Source organism: Pseudomonas sp. St29, from assembly GCF_001547915.1.
GTDB lineage: Bacteria > Pseudomonadota > Gammaproteobacteria > Pseudomonadales > Pseudomonadaceae > Aquipseudomonas.
In genome coordinates this window covers 3,830,572-3,856,833 of record NZ_AP014628.1, presented here as the reverse complement: position 1 = coordinate 3,856,833, position 26,262 = coordinate 3,830,572, and the positions used below count along the sequence as shown (strand labels likewise).

At 62.8% G+C, this 26,262-nt stretch carries 29 protein-coding genes; 14 read left to right on the top strand and 15 right to left on the bottom strand.

Annotated features, from left to right (window positions below):
- Positions 1 to 65: 65 nt before the first annotated feature.
- A complete protein-coding gene (locus PST29_RS17135; protein ID WP_060839613.1) occupies positions 66 to 1,130 on the bottom strand; it encodes an NAD(P)H-dependent flavin oxidoreductase in 1,065 nt (354 codons plus the stop codon).
- A gap of 213 nt (positions 1,131 to 1,343) precedes the next feature.
- Here PST29_RS17135 and PST29_RS17130 point away from each other — a divergent pair, with 213 nt between their 5' ends.
- Positions 1,344 to 1,832 (top strand): GyrI-like domain-containing protein, encoded by a 489-nt coding sequence (locus tag PST29_RS17130; RefSeq protein WP_060839612.1) that lies wholly within the window; start codon positions 1,344 to 1,346, stop codon positions 1,830 to 1,832.
- Here PST29_RS17130 and ada read toward each other — a convergent pair.
- The 5 genes from ada to PST29_RS17110 form a co-directional block, all read right to left on the bottom strand.
- Positions 1,796 to 2,869, bottom strand: coding sequence for a bifunctional DNA-binding transcriptional regulator/O6-methylguanine-DNA methyltransferase Ada (gene ada, locus PST29_RS17125; RefSeq protein ID WP_060839611.1), 1,074 nt, complete (start codon positions 2,867 to 2,869; stop codon positions 1,796 to 1,798). The genes PST29_RS17130 and ada overlap by 37 nt on opposite strands.
- Before the next feature lie 85 nt (positions 2,870 to 2,954).
- Positions 2,955 to 3,635 (bottom strand): DNA oxidative demethylase AlkB, encoded by a 681-nt coding sequence (gene alkB, locus PST29_RS17120; RefSeq protein ID WP_060843809.1) that lies wholly within the window; start codon positions 3,633 to 3,635, stop codon positions 2,955 to 2,957.
- Positions 3,625 to 4,341: a 2OG-Fe(II) oxygenase gene (locus tag PST29_RS17115; protein WP_060843808.1), complete on the bottom strand. Its 717-nt coding sequence runs from the start codon at positions 4,339 to 4,341 to the stop codon at positions 3,625 to 3,627. Before PST29_RS17115 ends, alkB begins: the two co-directional genes overlap by 11 nt.
- A gap of 97 nt (positions 4,342 to 4,438) precedes the next feature.
- Entirely contained in the window at positions 4,439 to 4,609 is a 171-nt protein-coding gene (locus tag PST29_RS32255) for a hypothetical protein (protein ID WP_164990718.1), read from the bottom strand.
- A 32-nt stretch (positions 4,610 to 4,641) separates the two neighbouring features.
- Positions 4,642 to 4,944: a DUF1883 domain-containing protein gene (locus PST29_RS17110; RefSeq protein ID WP_016964155.1), complete on the bottom strand. Its 303-nt coding sequence runs from the start codon at positions 4,942 to 4,944 to the stop codon at positions 4,642 to 4,644.
- A 211-nt stretch (positions 4,945 to 5,155) separates the two neighbouring features.
- Here PST29_RS17110 and PST29_RS17105 point away from each other — a divergent pair, with 211 nt between their 5' ends.
- The 4 genes from PST29_RS17105 to PST29_RS17090 all read left to right on the top strand — a co-directional run bounded on the left by PST29_RS17105 (position 5,156) and on the right by PST29_RS17090 (position 7,593).
- Positions 5,156 to 5,506 (top strand): hypothetical protein, encoded by a 351-nt coding sequence (locus PST29_RS17105; RefSeq protein WP_060839608.1) that lies wholly within the window; start codon positions 5,156 to 5,158, stop codon positions 5,504 to 5,506.
- A gap of 219 nt (positions 5,507 to 5,725) precedes the next feature.
- Entirely contained in the window at positions 5,726 to 6,376 is a 651-nt protein-coding gene (locus PST29_RS17100) for a c-type cytochrome (RefSeq protein ID WP_060843807.1), read from the top strand.
- A 65-nt stretch (positions 6,377 to 6,441) separates the two neighbouring features.
- The gene (locus PST29_RS17095) at positions 6,442 to 7,293 is read left to right on the top strand and encodes a c-type cytochrome (RefSeq protein ID WP_375136268.1); all 852 of its coding nucleotides are present in this window, start codon (positions 6,442 to 6,444) and stop codon (positions 7,291 to 7,293) included.
- A gap of 69 nt (positions 7,294 to 7,362) precedes the next feature.
- Positions 7,363 to 7,593, top strand: coding sequence for a hypothetical protein (locus PST29_RS17090; protein WP_016964159.1), 231 nt, complete (start codon positions 7,363 to 7,365; stop codon positions 7,591 to 7,593).
- Between the two features lie 14 nt (positions 7,594 to 7,607).
- Here PST29_RS17090 and PST29_RS17085 read toward each other — a convergent pair whose 3' ends face one another.
- Positions 7,608 to 7,889, bottom strand: coding sequence for a hypothetical protein (locus PST29_RS17085; protein WP_060841957.1), 282 nt, complete (start codon positions 7,887 to 7,889; stop codon positions 7,608 to 7,610).
- Positions 7,890 to 8,351: 462 nt separating this feature from the next.
- Here PST29_RS17085 and galU point away from each other — a divergent pair, with 462 nt between their 5' ends.
- Together galU and gorA are read left to right on the top strand one after the other, a co-directional pair.
- Positions 8,352 to 9,191: a UTP--glucose-1-phosphate uridylyltransferase GalU gene (gene galU / locus PST29_RS17080; protein WP_011061681.1), complete on the top strand. Its 840-nt coding sequence runs from the start codon at positions 8,352 to 8,354 to the stop codon at positions 9,189 to 9,191.
- A gap of 132 nt (positions 9,192 to 9,323) precedes the next feature.
- Complete coding sequence (gorA, locus tag PST29_RS17075) at positions 9,324 to 10,682, top strand: glutathione-disulfide reductase (RefSeq protein ID WP_060843806.1); 1,359 nt, start codon at positions 9,324 to 9,326, stop codon at positions 10,680 to 10,682.
- Here the strand turns inward: gorA and PST29_RS17070 are convergent, their stop codons facing one another.
- The gene (locus PST29_RS17070) at positions 10,683 to 11,690 is read right to left on the bottom strand and encodes a DNA-binding protein (protein WP_060843805.1); all 1,008 of its coding nucleotides are present in this window, start codon (positions 11,688 to 11,690) and stop codon (positions 10,683 to 10,685) included.
- A gap of 180 nt (positions 11,691 to 11,870) precedes the next feature.
- Between PST29_RS17070 and PST29_RS17065 the strand changes: the two genes are divergently transcribed.
- The 3 genes from PST29_RS17065 to ahpF all read left to right on the top strand — a co-directional run bounded on the left by PST29_RS17065 (position 11,871) and on the right by ahpF (position 15,212).
- Complete coding sequence (locus PST29_RS17065; RefSeq protein ID WP_060839603.1) at positions 11,871 to 12,809, top strand: site-specific integrase; 939 nt, start codon at positions 11,871 to 11,873, stop codon at positions 12,807 to 12,809.
- 151 nt (positions 12,810 to 12,960) lie between these two features.
- Entirely contained in the window at positions 12,961 to 13,524 is a 564-nt protein-coding gene (gene ahpC / locus PST29_RS17060; protein ID WP_011061677.1) for an alkyl hydroperoxide reductase subunit C, read from the top strand.
- A 122-nt stretch (positions 13,525 to 13,646) separates the two neighbouring features.
- The gene (ahpF, locus tag PST29_RS17055; RefSeq protein WP_060843804.1) at positions 13,647 to 15,212 is read left to right on the top strand and encodes an alkyl hydroperoxide reductase subunit F; all 1,566 of its coding nucleotides are present in this window, start codon (positions 13,647 to 13,649) and stop codon (positions 15,210 to 15,212) included.
- 160 nt (positions 15,213 to 15,372) lie between these two features.
- On the opposite strand, the gene gloA is transcribed toward ahpF, so the two are convergent.
- The gene (gloA, locus tag PST29_RS17050) at positions 15,373 to 15,894 is read right to left on the bottom strand and encodes a lactoylglutathione lyase (RefSeq protein ID WP_060839601.1); all 522 of its coding nucleotides are present in this window, start codon (positions 15,892 to 15,894) and stop codon (positions 15,373 to 15,375) included.
- A gap of 199 nt (positions 15,895 to 16,093) precedes the next feature.
- Here gloA and PST29_RS17045 point away from each other — a divergent pair, with 199 nt between their 5' ends.
- Positions 16,094 to 16,621, top strand: a complete 528-nt coding sequence (locus tag PST29_RS17045; RefSeq protein WP_060843803.1) for a DUF4946 domain-containing protein — start codon at positions 16,094 to 16,096, stop codon at positions 16,619 to 16,621.
- Positions 16,622 to 16,870: 249 nt separating this feature from the next.
- Here PST29_RS17045 and PST29_RS17040 read toward each other — a convergent pair whose 3' ends face one another.
- From PST29_RS17040 to PST29_RS17030, 3 genes are all read right to left on the bottom strand, one after another.
- The gene (locus PST29_RS17040) at positions 16,871 to 17,236 is read right to left on the bottom strand and encodes a histone-like nucleoid-structuring protein, MvaT/MvaU family (RefSeq protein ID WP_060839599.1); all 366 of its coding nucleotides are present in this window, start codon (positions 17,234 to 17,236) and stop codon (positions 16,871 to 16,873) included.
- 244 nt (positions 17,237 to 17,480) lie between these two features.
- Positions 17,481 to 19,019 (bottom strand): EAL domain-containing protein, encoded by a 1,539-nt coding sequence (locus tag PST29_RS17035; protein ID WP_060843802.1) that lies wholly within the window; start codon positions 19,017 to 19,019, stop codon positions 17,481 to 17,483.
- 81 nt (positions 19,020 to 19,100) lie between these two features.
- Positions 19,101 to 19,994, bottom strand: a complete 894-nt coding sequence (locus tag PST29_RS17030) for a LysR family transcriptional regulator (protein ID WP_060843801.1) — start codon at positions 19,992 to 19,994, stop codon at positions 19,101 to 19,103.
- 85 nt (positions 19,995 to 20,079) lie between these two features.
- Between PST29_RS17030 and PST29_RS17025 the strand changes: the two genes are divergently transcribed.
- From PST29_RS17025 to hpaR, 3 genes are all read left to right on the top strand, one after another.
- The gene (locus tag PST29_RS17025; RefSeq protein ID WP_060843800.1) at positions 20,080 to 21,036 is read left to right on the top strand and encodes a DMT family transporter; all 957 of its coding nucleotides are present in this window, start codon (positions 20,080 to 20,082) and stop codon (positions 21,034 to 21,036) included.
- Between the two features lie 251 nt (positions 21,037 to 21,287).
- Positions 21,288 to 22,364, top strand: a complete 1,077-nt coding sequence (gene hppD / locus PST29_RS17020) for a 4-hydroxyphenylpyruvate dioxygenase (protein WP_016968663.1) — start codon at positions 21,288 to 21,290, stop codon at positions 22,362 to 22,364.
- A gap of 129 nt (positions 22,365 to 22,493) precedes the next feature.
- Positions 22,494 to 22,916 carry a homoprotocatechuate degradation operon regulator HpaR gene (gene hpaR / locus PST29_RS17015; protein WP_011061668.1) on the top strand — a complete coding sequence of 141 codons (423 nt, stop codon included), beginning with the start codon at positions 22,494 to 22,496 and terminating at the stop codon, positions 22,914 to 22,916.
- Between the two features lie 48 nt (positions 22,917 to 22,964).
- Here the strand turns inward: hpaR and rarD are convergent, their stop codons facing one another.
- The 3 genes from rarD to PST29_RS17000 form a co-directional block, all read right to left on the bottom strand.
- On the bottom strand, positions 22,965 to 23,846 hold the full coding sequence (gene rarD / locus PST29_RS17010; RefSeq protein ID WP_060843799.1) for an EamA family transporter RarD: 882 nt from the start codon (positions 23,844 to 23,846) through the stop codon (positions 22,965 to 22,967).
- 202 nt (positions 23,847 to 24,048) lie between these two features.
- Positions 24,049 to 25,062, bottom strand: a complete 1,014-nt coding sequence (locus tag PST29_RS17005) for an aldo/keto reductase (RefSeq protein WP_060843798.1) — start codon at positions 25,060 to 25,062, stop codon at positions 24,049 to 24,051.
- A 219-nt stretch (positions 25,063 to 25,281) separates the two neighbouring features.
- Positions 25,282 to 26,184, bottom strand: a complete 903-nt coding sequence (locus PST29_RS17000) for a LysR family transcriptional regulator (RefSeq protein ID WP_060843797.1) — start codon at positions 26,182 to 26,184, stop codon at positions 25,282 to 25,284.
- Positions 26,185 to 26,262: the final 78 nt, after the last annotated feature.

The following is a 26,262-nucleotide window of genomic DNA, read 5'->3' as shown; positions in this document are numbered from 1 at the left end:
CGCAAGCGGAACCGTGAGCCTGCCCCCAATGCACAGGGCCGCGATCGCCGTCGCGGCCCTGTTCCTCAGCGTCTGTTCAACTGGGCCAGCGTCCGTTCGGCCAGGCGCAGGGTCAACTCGTAGGCCGGCAGCTCGATGCCCAGGCGCAGGGCCTGGCCGGACCACAGATTGGCAAAGTCCGCATCGTCCTTGGCCTTGAGCGGCATCAAGGCGCCGCCAGCGCGGGGAAAGGCCGGAGCCAGCGGGCTGATGGGACCGATCTCACGCATCACCCGGTTGACGATGCCGCGGGCCGGGCGGCCGGTGAACAGGTTGGTCAGGGCGGTCTGACTGTCCTTGGCGGTGCGCAGGGCCCGGTGATGGGCGGCGCTGATCCTGGCTTCCGGGGTGAACAGGTAGGCGGTGCCCAGTTGCACCGCCGAGGCGCCCAGGGCCAGGGCGGCGACGATACCCCGAGCGTCGCCGATACCGCCGGCGGCAATCACCGGCACCTGCACCGCATCGACGATCTGCGGCACCAGGGCCATGGTACCGACCTGGGTGTTGAGGTCATCGCTGAGGAAGATCGCCCGATGGCCGCCGGCTTCGTAGCCCATGGCGATGATCGCGTCGCAGCCGCGGGCTTCCAGCCACAGCGCCTCGTCCACGGTGCTGGCCGAAGACAGCACCTTGGCCCCCGTGGCCTTGACCCGCGCCAGGAGCGCCGGTGCCGGCAGGCCGAAGTGAAAACTCACCACTTCGGGGCGCAGCTCTTCCACCAGTTGGCAACTGGTTTCATCGAAGGGCGCACGGTTGCTGACCGGCGTCGGGGCGTCGAAATCCGCCCCCAGCTCCTGATAGTAGGGTTTCAGGGCGTCTTTCCAGCGTGCCTCCTGCTCGAGGTCGACGGCGGGCATCGAATGACAGAAGAAGTTCAGGTTCAGCGGATGACGGCAGGCGGCCCGGATGGTCTGCACCTCCAGGCGAATCTGTTCCGGCCCGAGCATGGCGCAGGGCAGCGAGCCCAGGGCGCCGGCGCGACTGGCGCCGATCACCATGGCGGCGTCGGTGGCCCCCGCCATGGGGGCTTGGATGATGGGCAGTTCGATGTCCAGCAGGTCGAGGAGGCGGCGATCGGTCCAGTGGCTCATGTGAAAGGGTTCTCCGTCGGCAGGATTGGGCGGGGCGCCCCGAGGTTTTTATCAGGCCAGGGCGCTGTGCGGCCAGCTGACTTTTCAACCCGGGCCCAAATAGACGCGTCGACCACCGATACAGCGACCGTGTCGGCGACTGTCGGCAGCGTCTATCCGACGCTAGACTGCGGCGGATATTTTTCCTCACCGCCCCATAAAGGAACGCCGACCATGGATGTAAAACTGCGCGAAGTACTGCCCTTTCGTGTTGCAGGCCTGCAAGTACGAACCTGCAACGCCGCGGAGCAACAGGCAGACAGCGCCCGGATCGGGCCGATGTGGCAACGTTTTTATGTCGAAGACCTGTTCAACAAGATCGCCTCGCGGCAACCGGACTCGTTCGTCTATGGCGTCTATTCCAACTACGAGTCCGATGCCTTGGGGGCGTTCGACGTGATGGCCGGGGTGGCGGTGAGCGACGCCGGCGCCGATTACCCCAGTGTGCAGATCCAGGGCGGTGACTACCTGGTGTTCAGCGCCCAGGGCGCGATGCCCGATTGCGTGATCCAGGCCTGGGGCCTGATCTGGGCCTACTTCCAGGACAATCCCCAGGTCCGTCGCGCCTTCGCCACGGATTTCGAGGTCTATACCAGCCCCGACTCGGTGGCCATCTACATCGGCATTCAGGATTCGGGCAGCGCCTCGCGTTCCAGCAACTGACGCTTGCGCTCCACGCCCCAGCGGTAGCCCGAAAGGCTGCCGTCGCTGCGCACCACCCGGTGGCAGGGGATCGCCACCGCCAGGCAGTTGGCGGCACAGGCCTGGGCCACCGCACGCATGGACTTGGGCGCGCCAATGCGCTGGGCGATCTCGGCGTAGCTGGCGGTGCTGCCGGCGGGAATGCTCTGCAGGGCCTGCCACACCCGTTCCTGGAACGCGGTGCCGCGCAGGTCCAGGGGCAGATCCAGGCCAATGGCCGGCGCTTCGATAAAGCCCACCACCCGGGCCACCAGACGCTCGAAATCAGCGTCGGCGCCCAACAGGTTGGCCCGAGGAAACTTGTCCTGCAGTTGCTCCACCAACTGGTTGGGGTCGTCCCCCAGGAGGATGGCGCAGACCCCGCGTTCGCTGCGGGCCACCAGGATCGCTCCGAGGGAGCACTGGCCCACGGCAAAGCGGATATCGGTGTTGGGGCCGCCGGCGCGGTAGTCGCTGGGCTTCATGCCCAGCAACTGGTCGGCGGCCTCATAGAAGCGGCTGTTGGAGTTGAAGCCGGCGTCGTACAAGGCGTCGGTCACCGAGTGGCCGTTCTCCAGGTGGTGGCGGACTTTGCGTGAGCGCTGCGCGTTGGCATAGCCCCGGGGCGTGAGTCCGGTGGCGGCCTTGAACACCCGGTGGAAGTGGTAGCTGCTCATGCCCGCGTGCTGCGCCAGTTGCTCCAGGCTGGGGGCCGATTCGGCGCGCTCGATCTGCCGACAGGCTTCGGCCACCATCGCCGCGTGGTGGGCGGCGACCTGGGTCTGGTCGCTGGCCTGGCGTTTGCTCGGCCGATAGCCTGCGGCTTCGGCCTGTTGGGCGTTATCGAAGAACTCGACGTTTTCCGCTTTCGGCAGTCGCGACAGGCTGCTGGGGCGGCAGTACACGCCGGTGGTGCGCACGGCGTAGACGAAGCTCGCATCGGCGCTGGCGTCGCGCTTGAGCACGGCCTGCCAGCGTGGGTCCTGTTCGATGCGCTGTTTGCGCGATGGGGCATTCATGATCGGTCCTCGGCCGGGAATGGCGGCCAGATTAATCCCTTGGGGCCTGCCCGGCACTCCGCGGCTTGCGCTTGAATTTTCGCGTTCAACCGGCGTGGCGAAAGGTCAGGTTGATCCGCTGTCGGCCAAGCTCCGGGTGAGTGCCGTCCTTGAGCGGCAGCACCCCGTGATAGCGCAGGCGGTCCACGCCGCCCCAGACCACCACGTCAGCGTGGAGCAGCGGCACCCGCTGGCTCTTGTCGCTGCGCTGCTGGCCGCCAAACAGGAAGATCGCCGGCAACCCCAGTGACAGGGAGACAATGGGCGCGTTGAAGTCGCGTTCGTTCCGGTCCTGGTGCAGGGACATTTTGGCGCCGGGGCGGTAACAGTTGATCAGGCAGGAGTCGGGATTGAAGTCGTTGAAGCCGGCGGCTTGTGCCGCGTGCTCGGCCAGTTGCCGGAACACCTCGGGCATTGCCGGCCAGGGCCGCAGGCTTTGCGGGTCGATGGCGCTGTAACGGTAGCCGCTGCGGTTGGTGGTCCAGCCCAGCTGGCCGCAACTGCTCAAGCCGACGGACATGGTATGGCCGCCCGGCGTCATCATCTGGCGAAAGGGAGCCGCCGCCAGCACTTCGTGGAGCCTGGGCAGCAGGCGTTCGATCCAGGGCAGGGCAAAGCCCCGCAAGACCCGGGCCTGGGGGCCCAGCACCTGGGTACGTGCCGGCTGCAGCAGGTCGCTTTCGGCAAAGAGCCCGAGATTGATCGGGGCGTCAGGGTTACAAGGCATCGTGAAAGATCACTCCTAGGGTGTGGCGCTGGCCGCTGTGCACGCGGCTGACCCCGTGGCGCAGGGTCACCCGATAATGCCCGCGCGCGCCTTTTACCGGCCGATGATGCACGGCGAAAACCAGCCCATCACCTTGCTTCAGACCAATGACCTGTGGCCGGGACTGCATGCGCGGGCGCTGCTCGGTGAGCACCAGTTCGCCGCCGGTGAAGTCGGTTCCTGGCCGGGACAGCATGAACACCGCCTGCAAGGGAAACACCTGCTCGCCGTACAGGTCCTGATGCAGGCAGTTGTAGTCCCCAGGGCCGTATTGCAGCAACAGCGGCGTGGGGCGCCACTGGCCGGCGGCGTGACAGCGCTGGATGAACGCCGAATGTTCTGCCGGGTAGCGGACGTCGATGTGCATGTCCTGGTTCCAGCGGTTGGCCTGCTCCACCAGATGGGGATAGAGCTGCTGGCGCAGTTGGGCCACCGGCTCCGGCAGCGGATAACCAAAGTACTGGTACTGACCGCGCCCGAAACCATGGCGGGCCATCAGCACTTTCGAGCGGAACAGTTCGGGCTGCGGATACAGGTCGCACAGGGCCTGGCACTGCTGGGCCGTCAACAGGCCTTCGAGGCGGGCGCAGCCGTCCTGGTCCAGGGCCTGCGCGATGCGGGCCCAGTCCAGTTGTTGCAGACGCTGGTGAAGCGAGAAAGCGGGCATGGCGCGAGTGTCCTGGGGCGGAGATATCCCGGGCAGTCTGGGGCTCGGCCGGCCAGTGCGCACTCCGCTGCTTGCGCTCGAATCCGTGGTGGGGGAATTACAGGGCCTTGCTGACGCTGACGTCGCTGATCACGTCGCCGGACTGACCATGCAGGGCTTCCAGGGTGGCCCGGGCCTCTTCCTGGGTGCCGTTTTCCAGCTGGGCGAATTCGAAGCGGCGCTCACCGTTGAGCTTGTATTTGATGACGTACTTGGTGGTCTGGGGCACGGGATTACCTGTTGTCGCAGAAGGGCTGTGGCTTAACGCAGTTTCGAGCTGGAACGGCGAATGATGCGGATCGAGTGGCTCAGGTTCGGCTTGCGTGTCACGCTGATCGGGCGCCGGTTGACGGTGTCGATGGTGATGTTCCAGAAGCCGGTGCTGGGGGCGGTGATCTTCGCCGGAAACTTGTCGAAAGCGCCGCCGTGATAGGTGTGGCGGCCGCCATTCTTGAAACTGCGGAAGTTGGCGTCGCTCATCAGGCGAATGTTGCAGACCTGGGAGCATTCGATGACGACGATATCGTCTTCGTTCAGGTGCTCGCGCTGGTGGATGAATTTCATGGGCGCCTCCAGAAGGGCTATAGCTACAAAAAAACAAAACAGGTGCGTGGGCGATGGCGCAGTTTATCAGGCCCAACGGGGTATTATTCGGCCCCCGCGTCGGGGTTTGACAATTTAAAACAGTTATTTGGATTTTTATCGGCGATAAAGCCGTGCCTCCGGAGAAAAACAGCGCCGTTGCTGTCGGAGGGGCATTTATTGGAGGTTTGTTATGAAACGCTGGGTGTGGATTGTGCTGTTGGCCATCAGTGGCTGCGCGACGGTTTCGGACATCAACCAGACGCCGCCGACCCTGAGCGTCATCTCCGGCAAGAAGCCCCAGGAGTACGTCCAGTGCCTGAGCGGCAAGCTCTCCGGCAGTCGCGGTGCATTGCAGGTCGAGCCGCACAAGGACGGGTATCGGGTGATCGTGCCCCAGAGCCTGTCGTCGGCGCCGGCGGCGGTGTTCTACATCGATGAGCGCTCCGGGGGCAGCAGCATCAAGCTGCACGAACAGATGTCCAACAACCCCTTGCGTCCTCAGGACGTGCGCAAGGCGGGGGAGGCCTGCATCTCCGGTTGAGCGTCCAGGCCCAGGCGTGTCCTGGACTGTCTTTCGCCGGTGCCTCAGGCGCTGGCCGGTTCAAACCTCCCTGCTGGGCCGCGTCCGTTCGGCGCGACAGCGGCCTGCCTGCAGTGGCACAGGCAGCTGTTGCGCATTGTCGCTGTGGATCTATTGCCCTACTATTTGTGCGCTTATGCCGGCTGGGTCTAAGCATATAACTAGAATAATGGAGTACATATGATCCCACTGGATCGGATGCTATTGAGTGGCCTGATGCTGCTGTTCATACAATCTGCCTCTGCCGCCGACGGCCAGAAGGTGTTCACCCAGGGTGGCGCCCAGCCAGGGGCCACGGCCTGTCTGGCTTGTCACGGTGCTGATGCAATGGGGCTGGCGCCTGCCGGCTTTCCGCGTCTGGCGGGGTTGCCGGCGGGCTACCTGGCCAAGCAGTTGCACGACTTTCGCAGCGGCGCCCGCAGCAACCCGGTGATGCAGCCCCTGGCCAAGGCCCTGAGCGAAGAGGAAATTGCCGCGGTCACCGCGACCCTGGCGGCCATGCCCGGACCACAGACCCCGCAGACCCACCGCAGCCAGAGCGCCAGCGGCGTTGGCGAGCGCCTGGCCCTGCGCGGTGCCTGGGAGCGTCAAGTGCCCGAGTGCGTCAGCTGTCACGGGCCGGGTGGTGTCGGTGTGGGCGTGGCATTTCCGCCGCTGGCCGGACAGCCCGCCAGTTACCTGGTGGCTCAGTTGAACGCCTGGCGCGACGGCACTCGTCACAACGATCCCAATGACCTGATGGGGCATGTCGCCAAATCCCTGACTGGCGACGAGGTCACGGCGGTGGCGGACTACTTTGCTCAATTGAAAACCCAGGAGGCGCGGCCATGAAACTATTGATTGCCGGGCCGTTGCTGGCGTTGCTCGCCGCCCAGGTACACGCCGCGGGCATTGCCATGGAAGATCAGTCGCAGATACCGGCGCCCAGCGCCTCGCCCCAGGCCGAGTATTTCAGGCCGCCCGCCGAAAGCGAGTTGCCGGACAATGCCTACGGCAAGCTGGTGCGCGAGGGCCATGCGCTGTTTGTCGACACCAAGCGCCGCGCGCCGCAATACGTGGGCAATGGACTCAATTGCAGCAACTGCCACCTCGATCAGGGGCGCCTGGCCAACTCCGCGCCACTGTGGGGCGCGTATCCGATGTACCCCGCCTACCGCAAGAAGAACGACAAGGTGAACACCTTTGCCGAGCGCTTGCAGGGCTGCTTTCAGTTCAGCATGAACGGTGGTCAGCCGCCGGCGGCCGACAGTCCGGAGATTACCGCGCTATCGGTGTATGCCTACTGGCTGGCGAGCAAGGCCCCGCTGGGTGTCGAACTGCCCGGCCGCGGCTATCCCGATGTGGCCCAGCCGGCCAAGGGGTATGACCTGAAGCAGGGGGCTGCGGTGTATCAGGCGCAATGCGCGGTCTGCCATGGTGAACAGGGGCAGGGGCAGAAGGTCGGGGCCGATTACGTCATGCCGCCGCTGTGGGGCAAGGACTCCTATAACTGGGGAGCGGGGATGCACCGGATCAATACGGCGGCGTCCTTCATCAAGCACAACATGCCCCTGGGCAAGGGCGGCAGCTTGAGCGATCAGCAGGCTTGGGACGTGGCGGCCTTCGTCAACAGTCATGAGCGACCTCAGGATCCGCGCCTGGTGGAGGGCTCGATCGAGAAGACCCGGGTCAAGTTTCACGCCAATGACGGGGTAAATTTGTACGGTCAGACCGTAGAAGGCGTGCTGATCGGCCAGGGCATCCGATAAACTAGCGCCTATCGTTACCGATGCCGCCTGGGCTCACGCCCTGGCGGCATCGTTTTTTTGGGAGAGAGCATGAAGCGGGAACACGTCAGGGAAAAGCATGCAGAGGGCTCGATCTCTGCCACCCATGTGATCCAGAACCCGGCCAATTCCGGGGAATGGATCGTGTTCTTCAAGAAAAGCGCCGGGCGCAGCTATTTTCTGGTGGATGACAGCGACGAGGTGGAGTCCTTTGCCCGCCTCGACGACTTGATCGAAACCATTCGTGGCCTGGGCATCAAGTTCGCCGAAATTCATATGTAGCGGGCGTCCGTCCGCTACTTGCAGACCACCACCACGCTGCGGCTCTTGTAGTTGCCGACATCGACGCCCAGGGTCTTGTCGCTTTCCTTGGGGGCCGGGGTGCCTTCGGTGCTGACGATCCGATAGCCGGTACCGGCGCAGGAGGCATCGGCTTTTTCATAGCAGCTGGCCCAGGAGCCGGCCTCTCCGGAGCAATCGATGCTCAGGCCCTGCTCGCCATTGGCCAGGTAAGTATTGGAGGCGGTGGCGCATCCGCTCAGAGCCAGTACCGCGGTAACTGCGAGAAGCTTGTTCATGGGGGTTTCGTCGTCTGCAGAGGAGGGGATCTTGGGGCTGTGCATCAGTGTGGCGATGCTATAGCCAATGGCCATTTCGGTACAGCGCATCCCTTTAGTCCGCCGCCGCTGCTGAAAAGTGCCGTTGCTCGATAGGCGGGATATTCCGCAAGCAGCCCACGGAGTGGCTGATGGCGATTGACGGTGCCATCAGTCGCGCCTGGCATGGGCTTTAGGAGGGGGTTCCGGATCGCTGCGGCCGTGTGTCGTCCGGTGCCTGGGTGCGGCGTGCAGGCGCCGGATTTCAAGGCCTGCGGGGGGATGGACGTTTACCTTGAGCGCTAACTGATGGATGCTACGGAACTATCTGGCGCTTTATTTCTCTATGATGGCAGCGGTTAGCCAGCGCGGGGCATTGTAAGGTGCACGCCGCCTGATTAGACTGCGCCGAAACTCGCACGCACAGCCTTTTTAAGGACTCATATGATCAAGAAATGCTTGTTCCCAGCAGCCGGTTACGGTACTCGCTTCCTGCCAGCGACTAAAGCCATGCCTAAAGAAATGCTGCCGGTGGTGAACAAGCCACTGATCCAGTACGGCGTTGAAGAAGCGCTGGATGCCGGATTGAATGAAATCTCCATCGTGACCGGCCGTGGCAAGCGCGCCCTCGAAGACCACTTCGACATCAGTTACGAGTTGGAAAACCAGATCAAGGGCACCGACAAGGAGAAATACCTGGTCGGTATCCGCAAACTGCTGGACGAGTGCTCGTTCTCCTACACTCGCCAGACTGAAATGAAAGGCCTGGGCCACGCGATCCTGACCGGCCGCCCACTGATCGGTGACGAGCCCTTCGCCGTGGTGCTGGCGGACGACCTGTGCGTCAACCTCGAAGGCGACGGTGTCCTGACCCAGATGGTCAAGCTGTACAAGCAGTTCCGCTGCTCGATCGTGGCCATTCAGGAAGTCGACCCGCAGGAAACCAACAAGTACGGCGTGATCGCCGGCGAGATGATCCGCGACGACATCTACCGCGTCCACAGCATGGTCGAGAAGCCAAAGCCGGAAGATGCGCCGTCGAACCTGGCGATCATCGGTCGTTACATCCTGACTCCTGACATCTTCGACCTGATCGAGCAGACCGAGCCGGGCAAGGGGGGGGAAATCCAGATCACCGACGCCCTGATGAAGCAGGCGCAGAACGGCTGTGTAATGGCCTACAAGTTCAAGGGCAAGCGTTTCGACTGCGGTGGCGCCGAGGGCTACATCGACGCGACCAACTTCTGCTTCGAGAACTTCTACAAGACCGGCAAGGCTTACTGATAGTCGCTGCACGGGTTTGTCGGAAAAAGCCACCTTCGGGTGGCTTTTTCATTGGGCGCCCTTATGTCAATCCACTGCGCTGACCCGATCGCCATCTGCGGTTATGCTTGTCAGCCTGCCTGGGAGAGTGAAATGGCCTACGATTTTGATCTTTATGTAATTGGCGCCGGTTCCGGCGGTGTGCGTTGTGCACGCTTTGCGGCGGGCTTCGGCGCGAAAGTTGCGGTGGCCGAAAGCCGCTATCTGGGCGGTACCTGCGTCAACGTCGGGTGTGTGCCGAAAAAGCTGCTGGTGTACGGCGCACACTTTGCCGAAGACTTCGAGCAAGCGTCGGGTTTCGGTTGGTCCCTTGGCGAGGCCCATTTCGATTGGGCGACCTTGATTGCCAACAAGGACCGCGAAATCAATCGTCTCAACGGCATCTACCGCAATCTGCTGGTCAACAGCGGCGTGACCCTGCACGAAGGCCACGCCAAGCTGATCGATCCGCATCAGGTGGAGGTCAATGGCCAGCGCTACACCGCCAAGCACATTCTGATTGCCACTGGCGGCTGGCCGCAGATCCCGGACATCCCGGGGCGCGAGCATGCCATCAGCTCCAATGAGGCCTTCTTCCTCAAGGCGTTGCCCAAGCGCGTGCTGGTGGTGGGAGGTGGTTACATCGCGGTGGAATTTGCCGGGATTTTCCACGGTCTGGGCGCCGACACCCAGCTGCTGTATCGCGGTGATCTGTTCCTGCGCGGCTTTGACGGTGCGGTGCGCAAGCACTTGCAGGAAGAGCTGACCAAGCGGGGCTTGGGGCTGCAGTTCAACGCGGACATCGAGCGTATCGACAAGCAGGCCGACGGCAGTCTTGAGGTCACGCTCAAGGATGGTCGCAAGCTGGTCGCCGACTGCGTGTTCTACGCCACCGGGCGTAGGCCGATGCTCGACAACCTGGGCCTGGAGAACACCGGGGTCAAACTCGACAAGCGTGGCTTTATCGAGGTGGATGAGCAGTACCAGAGCAGCGAGCCATCGATCCTGGCGATTGGCGATGTGATCGGCCGGGTGCAATTGACCCCGGTGGCCCTGGCTGAAGGCATGGCCGTGGCTCGGCGCCTGTTCAAGCCCGAGCAGTACCGCCCGGTGGATTACCGGATGATCCCTACGGCGGTGTTCAGCCTGCCGAATATCGGCACCGTCGGCCTGACCGAAGAGCAGGCGCGGGAAGCGGGGCACAAGGTGCAGATCTTCGAAAGCCGGTTCCGGCCGATGAAGCTGACCCTGACCGATTGCCAGGAACGCACCCTGATGAAGCTGGTGGTGGATGCCGACAGCGACAAAGTGCTGGGCTGCCACATGGTCGGTCCGGACGCCGGTGAAATCGTCCAGGGGCTGGCGATTGCTCTGAAGGCCGGGGCGACCAAGCGTGACTTCGACGAAACCATCGGCGTGCACCCGACCGCCGCCGAAGAGTTCGTCACCATGCGTACGCCTGTCGCCGACTGATCAGGAGTCGGCTTTCTTGCCTGCCTTCGCCTTGCTGGCGGAGGCCAGGCGCAGCGCCTCGAGGCCGGCCTCGGCCTTGGCGGCGCGCAATTCCATCTCCTTGCTCAGACGAGTCTGCTCATCGGCTCTTTCCCTGAGTGCCTGCATCTCCTCCGAAGCCACTCGCAGGCGTTCCTGCAGCAGGGTGCTGGCGCTGTCCAGGCGTGTCAGTTGCTCGCGCAGTTGTGCCTGCTGGGTTGCACCCTTGCTGGCGGCTTCCTGGGCTTGCACAAGCTCCTTGTGGCTGGCCCGTTGCTCGCCGAGCAGGCGTTCGTTGTCGCGATGCAGTTGAGTGATTTCGTCCTGGCGAACCAGGGCGCTTTGCTGGGCTTGCCGCAGTTCGGCCTGCAGCTGCTGTAGCTGGCCCTCGTGACGGCGATGCTCCTGCTCGCGCTGTTCCTTGCTGGCGGCGCGATAGTGTTCCAGGGCGTCCCGGGCGTGCAGGTGCTTGTCTTCCAGGGAGCGGATCTGCTGCTCCTTGTCTTCCAGGCGCAGGTCGTAGTCCTTCAGTGCCTGGTTGAGCTCGGCATTGCGGGTCTGTTCGCTCTGCAGCATCGAACGCGTGTCTTGCAGTGCGGCACTTTCACCGGCCAGGGCGCTGGCCTGGATCTGCAGTTGCTGTTGCAGCTGCTCCTCTGTGCGCCGGGCTTGCTCCAGCTGTTGTTCGAATGCCTGCTTCTGCTGTTCGGAGTGGGCGAGGGCCTGTTCCAGGGGTTCCCGGGCTTGCTCCTGGAGGCGCTGCCCCAGGCGCCCGACCAGTTCGCCGAGTTCCTCGTCCAGCGCTACCGGGCCGCCCTCCCGGCGAGTGCTGCCATCGTCGAGCTCCTTCAGGTAGCGGTGGATGGTGGTTTTTGAGCCGGTATTGCCCATTTCTATGCGTACCGCGTCGATGCTCGGGTGTTCGCCGCGGGCAAGAATCGCCTGGCGCGCCTTTTTCACCACCGCTTTGTTAATGCCTCCGCGAGCCATGTGTCCTCCGACGATTTAATACTGTGATACGTGGTATGTAATTATCGATAATTGTACAGGTAGAAAGACGCATCCGATAGCGTAAATTTGACATTGGATATTGTAGTATTACCCCGTGTGACAGGCGCGGCGGTCGGTTTTCGTCTCTGGTCGCCGTACATTTGCCTCAGTGGAGCTGCCATGAGTGAGCTGGATCGTTACCTGCAAGCCGCCACCCGCGATAACACCCGTCGCAGTTATCGGGCGGCCATCGAGCACTTCGAGGTGCAGTGGGGCGGATTCCTGCCGGCCACCGCGGACAGCGTGGCCCGCTACCTGGTGGCCTATGCCGGTGAACTGTCGATCAATACCTTGAAGTTGCGCCTCTCGGCCCTGGCCCAATGGCACAACAGCCAGGGCTTTGCCGACCCGACCAAGGCGCCGGTGGTGCGTCAGGTGTTCAAGGGGATTCGCGCGGTGCACCCGGTTCGCGAAAAACAGGCCGAGCCGTTGCAGTTGCAGCACCTGGAGCGGGTGATTGCCTGGCTCGATGGCGAGGCAGCGGCGGCCCGCGGCGACGGACGTCAGGCCGACCTGTTGCGGGCGCTGCGCGATCGGGCGTTGATCCTGCTGGGTTTCTGGCGAGGCTTTCGCAGTGATGAGCTGTGCCGCCTGCAGATCGAGCATGTGCAGGCCAGCGCCGGATCCGGCATCAGCCTTTATGTGCCGCGCAGCAAGAGCGACCGCGACAACCTTGGTCGCACCTATCACACACCGGCCTTGCAACGCCTGTGTCCGGTGCAGGCCTACATCGAATGGATCAATGCCGCGGCCCTGGTTCGCGGCCCGGTGTTTCGCGCGATCGATCGCTGGGGCCACCTGGGTGAGCAGGGCTTGCACGCCAATAGCGTGATTCCCCTGTTGCGCCAGGCCCTGGAGCGCGCCGGCATCGCCGCCGAGCATTACACCAGTCACTCCCTGCGCCGGGGCTTTGCCACCTGGGCGCATCGCAGCGGTTGGGACCTGAAGTCGCTGATGAGCTATGTCGGCTGGAAGGACATGAAGTCCGCCATGCGTTACCTGGAGGTCAATCCATTCATGGGCATGGCGCGCATCGACGAGAAACCTGTGCGCCAGTGATCAAAGGTTTTTTCTATCAATACGGTAGCCTTATAGCCAAAACCAATCGTTGGCATCAGGTTTGCCAATGAGCCAAGCGGCGACCGATTGGCTAGGATTCTCCCCATCAAGTTTTCACCCAACGTTTTCAACCACTGATGGAGAGTCAACGATGCCTATCATCAACAGCCAAGTTAAACCGTTCAAAGCCACCGCATTCAAAAACGGCGCATTCGTCGAAGTGTCGGACGCTGATCTGAAAGGCAAATGGTCCGTCGTATTCTTCTACCCGGCTGACTTCACCTTCGTCTGCCCGACCGAGCTGGAAGACCTGGCCGACAACTACGCCGAATTCCAGAAACTGGGCGTTGAGATCTACAGCGTTTCCACCGACACCCACTTTGCCCACGCTGCCTGGCACAACACTTCGCCAGCCATCGGCAAGATCCAGTACACCATGATCGGCGACCCGACCCTGGCCATCTCGCGCAACTTCGACGTGCTGATCGAAGAAGCCGGTCTGGCTGATCGTGGCACCTTCGTGATCAACCCTGAAGGCCAGATCAAGATCGTTGAAATCAACGATGGCGGCGTAGGTCGTGACGCTTCCGAGCTGCTGCGCAAGATCAAGGCCGCTCAGTACGTTGCCGCGCACCCGGGTGAAGTCTGCCCAGCCAAGTGGAAAGAAGGCGAGGCCACCCTGGCTCCGTCCCTGGACCTGGTCGGCAAGATCTAAGTCCATGCTTCATTCAAGGGCGGTCATCCGCACTTAAGTCAGCCGCACCGCCCTCAAATAACGCCCGGGCGAGATTCGCTCGGGCGTTGTTTTTTATACCGAATCAATAGGAAATCGCCCGTATGTTGGACGCCAATCTTAAAGCTCAGTTGAAGTCATACCTGGAACGGGTCACCCAGCCGATCGAGATCGTCGCCTCCCTCGACGACGGTGCGAAATCCCAGGAAATGCTTGCGTTACTCAAAGACATTGTCAGTCTTTCCAACCAGATTACCTTGCTCGACAACGGCACCGATGCGCGCAAGCCATCGTTCTCGTTGAATCGTCCGGGGAGTGATATCAGCCTGCGTTTCGCCGGTATTCCCATGGGGCACGAATTCACTTCCCTGGTGCTGGCCCTGTTGCAAGTAGGCGGGCACCCCTCCAAAGCCAGCGCTGAAGTGATCGAGCAGATCCGCTCGCTCAAGGGCGAGTTCAACTTCGAGACCTACTTCTCGCTGTCCTGCCAGAACTGCCCGGACGTGGTCCAGGCGCTGAACCTGATGGCGGTGCTCAACCCCAGCATCCGCCACGTGGCCATTGACGGCGCGCTGTTCCAGGCCGAAGTCGATGAGCGCAAGGTGATGGCGGTGCCGAGCATCTACCTCAACGGTGTGAACTTCGGCCAGGGACGCATGGGCCTGGAGGAAATCCTCGCCAAGCTCGACACCGGCGCGGTGCAGAAGCAGGCGCAGAAGCTCAGCGCCAAAGAGGCCTTTGATGTACTGGTGGTCGGCGGTGGACCGGCCGGGGCGTCGGCCGCCATTTACGCCGCTCGCAAAGGCATTCGTACCGGGGTTGCCGCCGAGCGTTTCGGCGGCCAGGTACTGGACACCATGGCCATCGAGAACTTTGTCTCGGTGCAAGAGACCGAAGGGCCGAAACTGGCGGCGGCGCTGGAGGAGCACGTCAAGCAGTACGACGTCGACATCATGAACCTGCAGCGTGCCAGCGCCCTGGTGCCGGCTAAGGAGGTCGGCGGCCTGCACGAGATCCAGTTCGAAAGCGGTGCCAGCCTCAAGGCCAAGTCGGTGATCCTGGCCACCGGTGCCCGCTGGCGTGAAATGGGCGTGCCCGGCGAGCAGGAATACAAGGCCAAGGGCGTGTGCTTCTGCCCGCACTGCGACGGTCCGCTGTTTAAAGGTAAGCGCGTGGCGGTGATTGGTGGCGGCAACTCCGGCGTCGAAGCGGCCATCGATCTGGCGGGTATCGTCAGCCACGTGACCTTGCTTGAGTTCGACAGCAAACTGCGGGCCGATGCGGTGTTGCAGCGCAAGCTCTACAGCCTGCCCAACGTCAAGGTCATCACCAGTGCCCTGACCAGTGAAGTCAAGGGCGACGGGCAGAAGGTCACCGGCCTGGCGTACAAGGATCGCGATTCGGGCGAGTTCCACACGGTGGACCTGGAAGGCATCTTCGTGCAGATCGGCTTGCTGCCCAACACCGACTGGCTCAAGGGCACCGTCGAGTTGTCGCCCCGTGGCGAGATCATTGTCGATGCCCGTGGCGAGACTTCGCTGCCTGGGGTGTTCGCCGCCGGAGACGTGACCACGGTGCCGTACAAGCAGATCGTGATCGCGGTGGGCGAGGGCGCCAAGGCCTCTCTGAGTGCCTTCGATCACCTGATCCGCACTTCAGCCCCGGCATAAGCCCGCAGTGGAAACACAAAACCCCATGAGCCTTCGCTCATGGGGTTTTTTATTGGCGTTTTGCAGGGTGGGGCGCTTGCGTGTCACGGAGCAGGCCCTTGGGCCTGGCGCCGTGCTCTACCAGGCCTTCGCTGGCGAGCCAGCGCCTGTGTAACCCGGGTTACAGCGGGGTGGGCTGGATGATCTCGACCCAGTAGCCGTCCGGGTCCTTGATGAAGGCCAGGCTCTTCATGCGGCCGTCGCTCAGGCGTTTTTGAAAGTCGCAGCCCAGGGCTTCGAAGCGTTCGCAGGCGGCAACGACGTCAGGGACCGAGATGCAGATGTGGCCAAAGCCCCGCGGGTCGCTGTTGCCGTTGTGGTAGGCGAAGTCCGGATCGTTTTCGGTGCCATGGTTGTGGGTCAGTTCGAGGACGCCGGGGATGGCGTTCATCCACTGGGTACGGGCCGCGGCGTCCGCCGGGATCTGCGCCTTGTCCACCAGGGCGAGGAAGTACAGGCTGAACTCGGCTTCGGGAAAGTCGCGTTTCTCCAGCAGGGAGAAGCCCAGGACCCGGGTGTAGAAATCCAGGGAGCGGGTGATGTCCTTGACCCGCAACATGGTGTGGTTGAACACGAAGCGTGCGGTCGCCGCATCCGGTTGGGCGGTCACGCCGGGGAAAGTGTTGAGTTGTTCGAGGCTCATGGGCCCTCCAGGAAAAAGTGCGGCAAAGGTTGTGGGCGAAGGCGAACCGGCCCTTGGCTGGCAAGGGTTCAGGCGTCGTTGGGATCGGGCAATGATACGCAACCGGACGCCATGACGCCAAACCCAAAGCTCCTGATCTATTGCCCATTCCTGGCGTCGGGCTCAGACTTCCAGGCCCGTTTCCCTGGTGTGCAAATCCATGATCGAATCGTTCAACCCCCGGGTCGCGGCCCTGTTTGTGCTGGCGTTTGCCGGCTTTGTCCAGGCCGCGCCACAAGTCGCCTGGCCGCAAGGCTGGACGGTGGAGCCGGTGCCTGCGCAGGAGGGCGATCCGGCGGCCGAGGTTTCCCGTCAGCGGGCGGTGAAAAACGATGCCGCCGGCAATCCGCAGATGGTCATGGAGTTGACCATGACGCAAGTCGACAGCGGGCATGTAGTCAATCTTCAGGGGGTATTACTGGAGATGCGCAAATCCGTGCAGAAGGACTTTGCCCGAGGCGGTTATCAGAGTGTCTGTAACAAGATTCATGCGGCACAGTTGAGTCGCCTGCAAGCCCAGGAGACCACTTGCACCATTACCCAGAATGGCCGGCATGTGTTGTCGCAAACATTGGTGGCCGCTGTGGATGGGAATAAGGCTTATGTACTTTCATACGCCGGCCAGGCACAGGCTTATGCTGATAGTCGGGACGAAATACTAGCTGTACGAAATAGCCTTAAACTTTGAGGAAAATTCTGAAGCTGCCGGTTTGCTTTCTCAGGTCGAGGGTGGGTTGGCGGAAAGGTATTAAGTCTGAAGTTGCAGTGAGGCTGTTGTTGCAAGGCACAATCCCTGGCGGGCTTGCAGTCGTCGGGTGCGGTGAAAATGCCGGCCATCGGTGCTGAAGGCGGTCTTAGATGCAAGTCGTAATAAGAATATTCTTATCAATGTAAAAAGCCCTGCATATGCAGGGCCTTTTTCAGGTGGCGGCTTTGTTCAAGCGCGCAGCCAGGAATCCACAGTGGCGGCGCCATACTGTTCTTTCCAGGCTTTCAGGCCGCGATGGTTGCCGCCTTTGGTTTCAATCAGTTCGCCGGTGTGCGGGTTCTGATAAACCTTGACCACTCGTGCGCGCCGCTGCTTAGGGGCGTTGGCCGGAGGCAGGCCGGTTTTGCCCAAGTTTGGATCAAGGATTGCGATGATGTCACGCAGACTCTTGTCATAGGACTTCATCAGGGCCTGGAGCTTCTCTTCGAACTCGATTTCCTTTTTGAGTCCGGCGTCATTCTTCAGGGATTCAAGCTGCGCGAGCTGTTCTTGAAGTGCTTTTTCTGCAGCACGAAATTCAGCAAGTCTGGACAATATCTTCACTCCAATAGTCTATTTTGGCTGATACAAACCACAAACAAAGCTATAAGCCATGAGCCGATTAAGGTTCGATTAAGTGGCCTACCTGTGAATCATGAACAGGCGTGAAAAATTGTAGTAGTTAATGGCGGCGGAGTAAATCAGGTTGTTCTTGTTTGCCTCGGTATTGGCCGAATGATTCAAATTGCTGCAGCTTGCGAGTTGTCAATTCGAGTACTTGTTGTTCTGGTATGGCTATTTAATGGCGCGCTAGAACGGCAACAAATTCACTACTGGGCATCGGTCGGCCAAATAAATAACCCTGTAGGAAATCTACCCCTTGGGCGACCAGATAGTCGCGCTGTTCGGTGGTTTCTACGCCTTCGGCGACTATACCCAGATCGAGTTTGGCCGAGAGTTGGATAATGCTGTCGAGTATATGCAGGGACAGGGCATCGGCACCGATCATGGCCACGAAGCTTTGATCAATCTTCAAGTAGTCGACATTGAACTGGCGCAGATAAGCCAGGCTGGAATGCCCGGTGCCGAAGTCGTCGATAGCGATCATCACGCCCAGTTCGTGCAGGGCGGCAAACAGCTGCTGGGTGATGGCCGTGGGTTTGATCAACTCGCGCTCGGTCAGCTCCAGCACCAGAATCACCTTGCCCGGCGCAAAGGCCGCGAGGAAATCCCGACAGTCGTCCAGCAACTGCAGATCGTTGCAATGACTGGCCGTGATGTTGATGCCGATATGAAAGCCGTCGCTGAAGTGCCTGGCGTGGGGAGCCAGGGCTTTCCGGGTCTGCTGCATCAGCGAGCGGGTCATGGGCACGATCAGCCCCGAATGCTCGGCGAAGGGAATGAACAGATCAGGACGCACCAGCCCTTCCTTGGGGTGTTGCCAGCGCATCAGCACTTCAATCCCGGCCCATTGCAGGCTGTCGCCGCGCACCACTGGCTGGAAATAGGCAATGAACTCCTGGGCGTCCAGCGCCCGGCGCAGCTCCTGGCTGGGGGAGGCGGAGCGCTTCTGCAGCCAGTGGGCGAGGACGCCGGTGGCGGCGCCGAGGAACACCAGCAGGCCAAATAGCGCCGGGTACTGGCTTTTCATGTAGTGCCAGACATCCCCTGGGGGAAAGCCGGCACTGACGCTGTAGGGATAGCGCGCCGAGGTCAGGTGCTGGCTGGCCACCGCCGCCTGGGGCGCAGCACCCGCGTGGACCTGGCCGTCGCTGGACAGCCAGTGCGCCCCCACCTGCAGCTGCAGGTCGGCAAAGCGGCTGATCAGGCGCAGGGCGTTGGCCAGGTGGTAGCCGTCGATGGTGGCCAGGACCGCGCGCTCGCCCTCGCTCCAGCGGTAGATCAGCAACGCCGTATTGGGCGTGATGGGGTTGCCGTCCATCAGCCAGAGTCGGCCATCCACATAATCCTGGGGATCGAGTGGCACCGCGTAACTGCCCAGCAACGAGCTGCAATAGTTGCTGTTGCGCCACACCAGATTGGTCGAGCGCACGAAGGGCCGGCGCGTGACCTGATCACGCAGGGCCAGTTGCCGCGCGGCGTCGCAATCCTGGCCCACCAGGGGCAGCAGCGCCTTGGCGGCGATATCGGTGTTGTCCAGCATCAGGTCGAATTGGCGAATGGCTTCTTCGGCGGTTTCCAGGCTGCTGCGCTCCAGGGTTCGCTCAGCCTGGGCATAGAGGATGACGGCGCCCAGCGCAATCGGCAGGACAGTGGCCAGCAAGGTCCAGAGGGTACGGGTCGAGCGTTTCAGTGGACCTTTGGCGGTCAAGGGCATGGATCGGACCTGTGGCAGAGGAGGGGAGGCTTGAGAATCCGACCGTGGCCGCGGGCGCGACGCTCTTGTGGCGTGTTTCGATCACCGCAGGATAGACGGCTTTGTCTGACCATACAGGCGTTGCGCGTGACCAATGAAGGCCAGGGTCGCCGGCGACGACTGGCGCTGATCGAGCACGGCAATCCCCACCTGGCGCCGCACCGCTGGCGCCAGGGCCCGGCTGACATAACGGGCATCGATGGCCGCAGGCAGGGACAGCTCGGCCAGGATACTCACGGCCTCGCCCCGGGCCACGGTTTCCAGGGTGCTGAGCAACTGCGAGCTGCGGTAGCGGATGTTGGGGCGCAAGCCGGCACCGACGAACAAGCGTGACACCAGTTCCGCCGAACCGGCCTCGGTCAGCACGAAGGGGTCGTGACACAGTTGATCCAGGCGCACCTGCCGCTCCCGGGCCAGGGCATGGGCCGCGGGAATCAGCGCCACCAGTTGGTCCTCCAGCAGGGGGAAGGTGTCGAAACGCTCCTCGGGCAGCACCACGAAACCCAGGTCGATCCGCCGTTCTTCCAGCCATTGCAGGACCTGGCGGTCCGGCCCCTCGTCGATATGCACCTCGATTCCGGGATACGCCTTGCGGTACTCCCCAAGGATCTGCGGCAACAGGCGCGTGGAGGAGGTGGGACCGAACGAACCGATGCGCAGGGTGCCGCGCTTCATGCCTCGGGCATCGGCGGCCTCCTGTTCCAGGGTCGCGGCCAGCCCCAGCATGGCCCGGGCCCGCAGCAGGAGCTGGCGCCCGATGTCGGTGAGTTCGACCTGGGCTTGATGGCGGCGGAACAGCTCCACCCCCAGTTCCTGCTCCAGGGACTTGATGGCGTGGGATACCGCCGACTGGCTGATACCCAGGCGCGTGGCGGCGCTGGTGAAACCGGCAAGCTCGGCCACCCGGGAAAAGATTTCCAGTTGGGTCAGGGTCATGAGTAAAAGCTCATTTTACGATGATCGATCATTAGACAAAGAATTGCCCGGCGGCACAAATCCACCGGCACAGAGCGTCACGACCATGAGCGACAGCAGTATCAACGGCCCCTTGGCGGCCAACCACGGGGACCTGGCGGTCTATTGCAGACTGGCGGCGGTGACCATGATCTGGGGCGGCACCTTTGTCGCCGGCCGCTATCTGGCTGGCGCGCTTTCCCCCTTGCTCCTGGCCAGCCTGCGTTTCGCGCTCGCCAGCCTGGCCTTGCTCGGCTGCATGGCCGCGGCCGGCATTCCTCTGGTGCGTCCCAGCCTGCGCCAGTTCGGCCAACTGGCGGTGCTGGGGTTTTGCGGCATCTTTTTCTACAACCTGTGCTTCTTCGTCGGCCTGCAACAGGTCAGTGCCTCCCGCGCTTCGCTGATCGTGGCGCTGAATCCGGCGGTGATCGCCCTGGGCGCCTGGGCCCTGTTCAAGGAGCGCCTGCGCCGGCGCCAATTGCTGGGCATCCTGCTGTGCCTGAGTGGCGCCGCGCTGGTGATCTGCAGCCGGGATCCGGCGGCCCTGGAGTCCCCGGCCGGCGGCTGGCAGGGCGACTTGCTGATCCTCGGCTGTGTCCTGGGCTGGGGCCTGTACTCGTTGCTGTCCCGGGACCTCAACCAGCGCCTGGGACCCTTGCAGACCGTCACCTACTCGATCCTGCTGGGCACCCTGATGCTGTGCAGCGCGACCTGGCTGCGTGGCGAGTTCGACCTGCCGGCCATCGCCCGGCTGAACCCGGTCCAGGGCCTGAGCCTGCTGTACCTGGGGGTGCTGGGCTCGGCGCTGGCCTACATCGGCTACTACGACGGGTTGCGGCGCATCGGCGCCACCCGTGCCGGGGTGTTCATCGCCCTCAACCCGCTGACCGCGGTGATGCTCGGTGCGCTGCTCTTGGGCGAGCCGTTGAGCCTGATGATGGGGCTGGGCGGGGTGCTGATTCTGGGCGGCATCTATCAGTGCAACAAACCCCTTGCGGGCCGGGCAAAAAAGGCGATTTTATAGAGAAAGCGGACAAAGGCTTTTACGCTGTGTAGAATCCGGTTACGCATACAATAATAAAGTCTTCTGGCAGCAGAAGCCTCGCCCCCCAGCCTGTAAGACAGGGTCGAAATGAAGATTCTCGGGTTTCAACTGATCTACGGTGACTTCCTTGCCCGCAGCGTGCGAGGCATCTCCTGTGCGCCACCGGCCTTCCTCAGCATTGATAGCAACTAACGATCCGTTAATTCTAAAAATATGATGAGGCGCCAACCATGGCAGATATCTTCGAAAACCCAATGGGCCTGATGGGCTTTGAATTCATCGAATTCGCATCGCCCACCCCCAACACCCTCGAACCGATCTTCGAGATCATGGGTTTCACCAAAGTCGCGACCCATCGTTCAAAAGACGTGCATCTGTATCGCCAGGGTGCGATCAATCTGATCCTCAACAACGAACCCCACAGCGTCGCCTCGTACTTCGCCGCCGAACACGGCCCGTCGGTGTGCGGCATGGCGTTCCGGGTCAAGGATTCGCAGAAGGCCTACAAGCGGGCCCTGGAACTGGGCGCCCAGCCGATTCACATTGAAACCGGCCCGATGGAGCTGAACCTGCCGGCGATCAAGGGCATCGGCGGCGCGCCGCTGTACCTGATCGACCGTTTCGGTGAAGGCAGCTCGATCTATGACATCGACTTCGTGTTCCTCGAAGGCGTGGACCGCAACCCTCAAGGCGCGGGCCTGAAGATCATCGACCACCTGACCCACAACGTGTACCGCGGCCGCATGGCCTACTGGGCCGGTTTCTACGAGAAGCTGTTCAACTTCCGCGAGATCCGCTACTTCGACATCAAGGGCGAATACACCGGCCTGACCTCCAAGGCCATGACCGCCCCGGACGGCATGATCCGCATCCCGCTGAACGAGGAATCGTCCAAGGGCGCCGGGCAGATCGAAGAGTTCCTGATGCAGTTCAACGGCGAGGGCATCCAGCACGTGGCCTTCCTCACCGACGACCTGGTCAAGACCTGGGACGCGTTGAAGAAGATCGGCATGCGCTTCATGACCGCGCCGCCGGACACCTACTACGAGATGCTCGAAGGCCGCCTGCCGAACCACGGCGAGCCGGTCAAGGAACTGCAAGCCCGAGGCATCCTGCTGGACGGTTCTTCGGAAGCCGGCGACAAGCGCCTGCTGCTGCAGATCTTCTCGGAAACCCTGATGGGGCCGGTGTTCTTCGAATTCATCCAGCGTAAAGGTGACGACGGTTTCGGTGAAGGCAACTTCAAGGCACTGTTCGAATCGATCGAACGCGACCAGGTGCGTCGCGGAGTACTGGCCACCGAGTAACCCTCGGCCAGCTTGAACTCAGAGCCCGATCAGGCCCCGCCTGATCGGGCTTTGTTTTGCCTGTCGGCTGGCGATTGTGAATGTGTTAATGTTCGCGCCTCTGTTTCCCAGCCCTCGACCGACGCCTTGATGAACACACCCAGACCTTCCCTGACCCTGACCCTGTTGCAGGCCCGTGAGGCCGCCATGGCGTTTTTCCGCCCCTCGCTGAACCAGCACGACCTGACCGAGCAGCAGTGGCGGGTGATCCGCATCCTGCGCCAGAACGGCGAGCTGGAGAGCCACCAGCTGGCGAAGATGGCCTGCATCCTGCCGCCGAGCATGACCGGGGTACTGACCCGCCTGGAGCGCGACCAGTACGTCAGCCGCCGCAAGTCGCCGGAAGACCAGCGCCGCCTGTTCATCACCCTGACCGACAAGGGCCAGGCCTGTTTCGAGTCCATGAGCGGCGACATGGAAATCAACTACCAGAAGATCCAGCAGCAATTTGGCGAAGACAAGATGCAGGCCTTGCTGGCCCTGCTCAATGAGCTCAAGCAGATCAAGCCCTGAACCCCGACGAGGCCCGAAGGCCCGTTCGGGCCAACGCGGGCGCGTCCGTCAGATGCGGCGTTGGCGCATCAGGTGCTTGACCCCTTCAAGCACCAGCACCAGCACCGCCAGCCAGACCGGTATGTAGGTCAGCCATTCCCCGGTCTTGATGCTTTCCCCCAGCAGCAGCGCGACAAACAGCAGCAACACCGGTTCCACGTAGCTGAGCAGGCCGAACAGGCTGAAGGCCAGCAAGCGGCTGGCAATGACATAACACGCCAGCGCCGAAGCGCTGATCACCCCCAGCAGGGGAATCAGCAGGTACAGGCCGGGGTGGCTGTCGACCACGGCAAATCCCTGTTCGCCGCCTTGCACAAACCACAGTGCCACCGGGATCAGCAGCGCCATGTCCAGCCACAGGCCGCCCAGATGATCGGTGCCCAGGCGCCGGCGCAGGACGAAATACACCGGGTAGCCCAAAGCCACCACCAGGGTCGCCCAGGAAAAACTGCCCACTTGATACAGCTCGTTGAGCACCCCGAAGCAGGCCAGCAGCGTGGCGACTTTCTGCAAGCGCGACAGACGCTCGCCATACACGATGCGTCCGGTCAGGACCATGGTCAGCGGCAGCAGGAAATAGCCCAGGGACACATCCAGGCTGTAGCCGTTGAGCGGCGCCCACATGAACAGCCAGAGCTGCACCCCCACCAGGGCCGACGACAGCAGCAGCGCCAGGCTTAGCAGCGGTTTGCCTGCCACCTGGCGCAGCACTTGGCCGACCCGGTGCCACTCGCCACTGAAGATCATGAACAGGGTCATGCAGGGCAGGGTCAGCAGCATGCGCCAGCCGAAGATCTCCACCCCGGTCAGGGGCGCCAGCAGCGAGGTGTAGAAATACATGACGGCAAACAGCACCGACGCCAGGACCGATAACGCAATACCTTTAGACACACTGTCCTCGTAATACCCGAACGCTCGGGACACATAGAAATAAGGGCGCAGAAGCGAGGGGCAATATAGAGGGTCAGGCGCGAATTTTTTGCTCTGATTGCGCCATCGTGGCGGGAATTTTTCTCGTTTATGGCCAAGGTGCAACAGGGCCGGTCGAGCCCGAGGCCGGTGGCGCGCGCCTTTGCGTCGCCACCGGCGCGATTCAGCCCAGGTGCGGAAAACGACCCGAGACGAAGTGGCCGACGTCATTGAAGCCCGGGGTCGAGGCATGCCCCGGACTCACCAGGGAGTCGATGAAGGCTTCGTCCTCGGCGCTGATCTGCACCGCCAGGGCCCGGGTGTAGGCATCCCACTGGGCCTCGGTGCGCGGACCGACGATGGCCGAGCTCACCGCCTGGTTGTTCAAGACCCAGGCGATGGCGAATTCGACGATATCGACGCCGCGGCTCCGGGCGTGGGCCTGGATCTGCTGGGCGATGCGCAGGGACTCCACCCGCCATTCGGTTTCCAGGATGCGCTTGTCCTGACGCCCGGCGCGGCTGCCGCTGTCCGGGGCCACATCCGGGGCGTACTTGCCGCTGAGCACACCCCGCGCCAGCGGGCTGTAAGGCACCACGCCCAGGCCATAGGCCTTGGCCGCGGTGATCTGCTCGGCCTCGGCCTGACGGTTGACGATGTTGTATAGCGGCTGGCTGATCACCGGGCGGTCCACCCCCAGCTGGTCGGCGAGGCGAATCGCCTCGGCAATCCGCCAGCCCCGGTAGTTGGACAGGCCCCAGTAGCGGATCTTGCCCTGGCGCAGCAGGTCGCCGATGGCCGAGATGCTCACGTCCAGCGGGGTGTTGTGGTCCTCGCGGTGCAGGTAGTAGATGTCCAGGTAGTCGGTGCCCAGGCGGGTCAGGCTGGCCTCGATGCCGTTGAAGATGTGCTTGCGGCTCAAGCCGCTGCGGTTGGGCAGGCCGTCCACCGGGCCGAACCCTACCTTGGACGCCAGCACCCACTCATGGCGGTGGCGGGCGATGGCTTCACCGACGATCTCCTCGGAGCGGCCCTGGGTGTAGACGTCCGCGGTGTCGATGAAATTGATCCCCTGGTCCCACGCCTTGTCGATGATGCGCAGCGAGTCTTCGGTGCTGGTCTGCTCGCCGAACATCATGGTGCCCAGGGTCAGGGTGGAAACCTTGAGACCGGAATGGCCGAGGATGCGATAGCTCATGGGCGAAATCCTTGTGCTAGAGGGGTGGCCGGGGCATTTCCGGCCAGGCTGGGCGCCCATCAAATACCACAACGCCGGCCTTGCGCAATGCCTGAATGGCGCCTCCTCGCCGGGGACGGCTTTTCGGCAAAGAGGCCCGTGAGATCACCTGCGAGGACATTGCGTAGGAGCCGGCTTGCCGGCGAACCGCGCAGCGGCCAGCCGCCCCCGGACTGACGCTCAACACGGGCACAGCGCGCGACAGCGCTGCAACACAAAGCCATGCAGCAGCCGCACCCGCTCCGACACCTGCAAGCGATGGGGGCACAGCAGGTTGAAGGGCGTCAGTTCGCCCTGCCAGTCGGTCAGCAGAGCGATCAGTCGCCCGGCGCGAATGTCCTCGGCCACATCCAGCCGGGCCTTGTAGACGATGCCGTGGCCGGCCAGGGCCCAGCGCCGGGCCACTTCGCCGTCGTCGCACAGGTAGTCGCCGCGCACCGGCACCTCGCGGGTGTCGGCGCCACGGCTGAAGCGCCAGCTGTCATAGGGCCGGTCGTTGCGCAGGTAGAGCAGGGCGCTGTGGTGCGACAGATCCTCGGGCGACCGCGGGGTGCCGCAGCGGGCCAGATAGGCCGGGCTGGCGCAGGCCACGCGCCGATGCTCGGGAAGGATCGGCAGGGCCACCAGGCTCGAATCCTCGGGCACGCCAAAGCGCAGGGCCACATCCACGGCATCGCGGAACAGGTCGGCGCGGCGATCGTTGAGCCGCAGTTGCAGGCGCAGTTGCGGGTGTTCGGCCTTGAAGTCGTCAAGCCAGGGCAGCAGCGCGTTGCGCCCGAAATCCGAGGGCGCCGACAGTTGCAGCACCCCGCTCAGGCCCTGGCTCTGCTGCTTGAGCGCCTGCTCGCCGTCCTCCAGGGTGGCCAGGGCCAGGCGCACGCTGTCCAGATAGCGCCGGCCTTCCTCGGTCAGGCGCATGCTGCGGGTGGAACGGGCCAGCAAGCGGCTGCCGAGGCGGGTTTCCAGGCGTTTGAGAGCGATGCTGGCGGCGGCCGCGGTCAGGCCCAGGGAGCGGGCGGCGGCGGAAAGGCTGCCGGAGTCGGCGGTGCGCACGAAGATTTCCAGGTCGAGGATCGAGCTCATTAGTAAAAATCCTTTAAAGATCTTTGCGTTTTAGCGGTATTTTTCCTCGATTGGCAAGCTGGGAAGATGCAATCACTT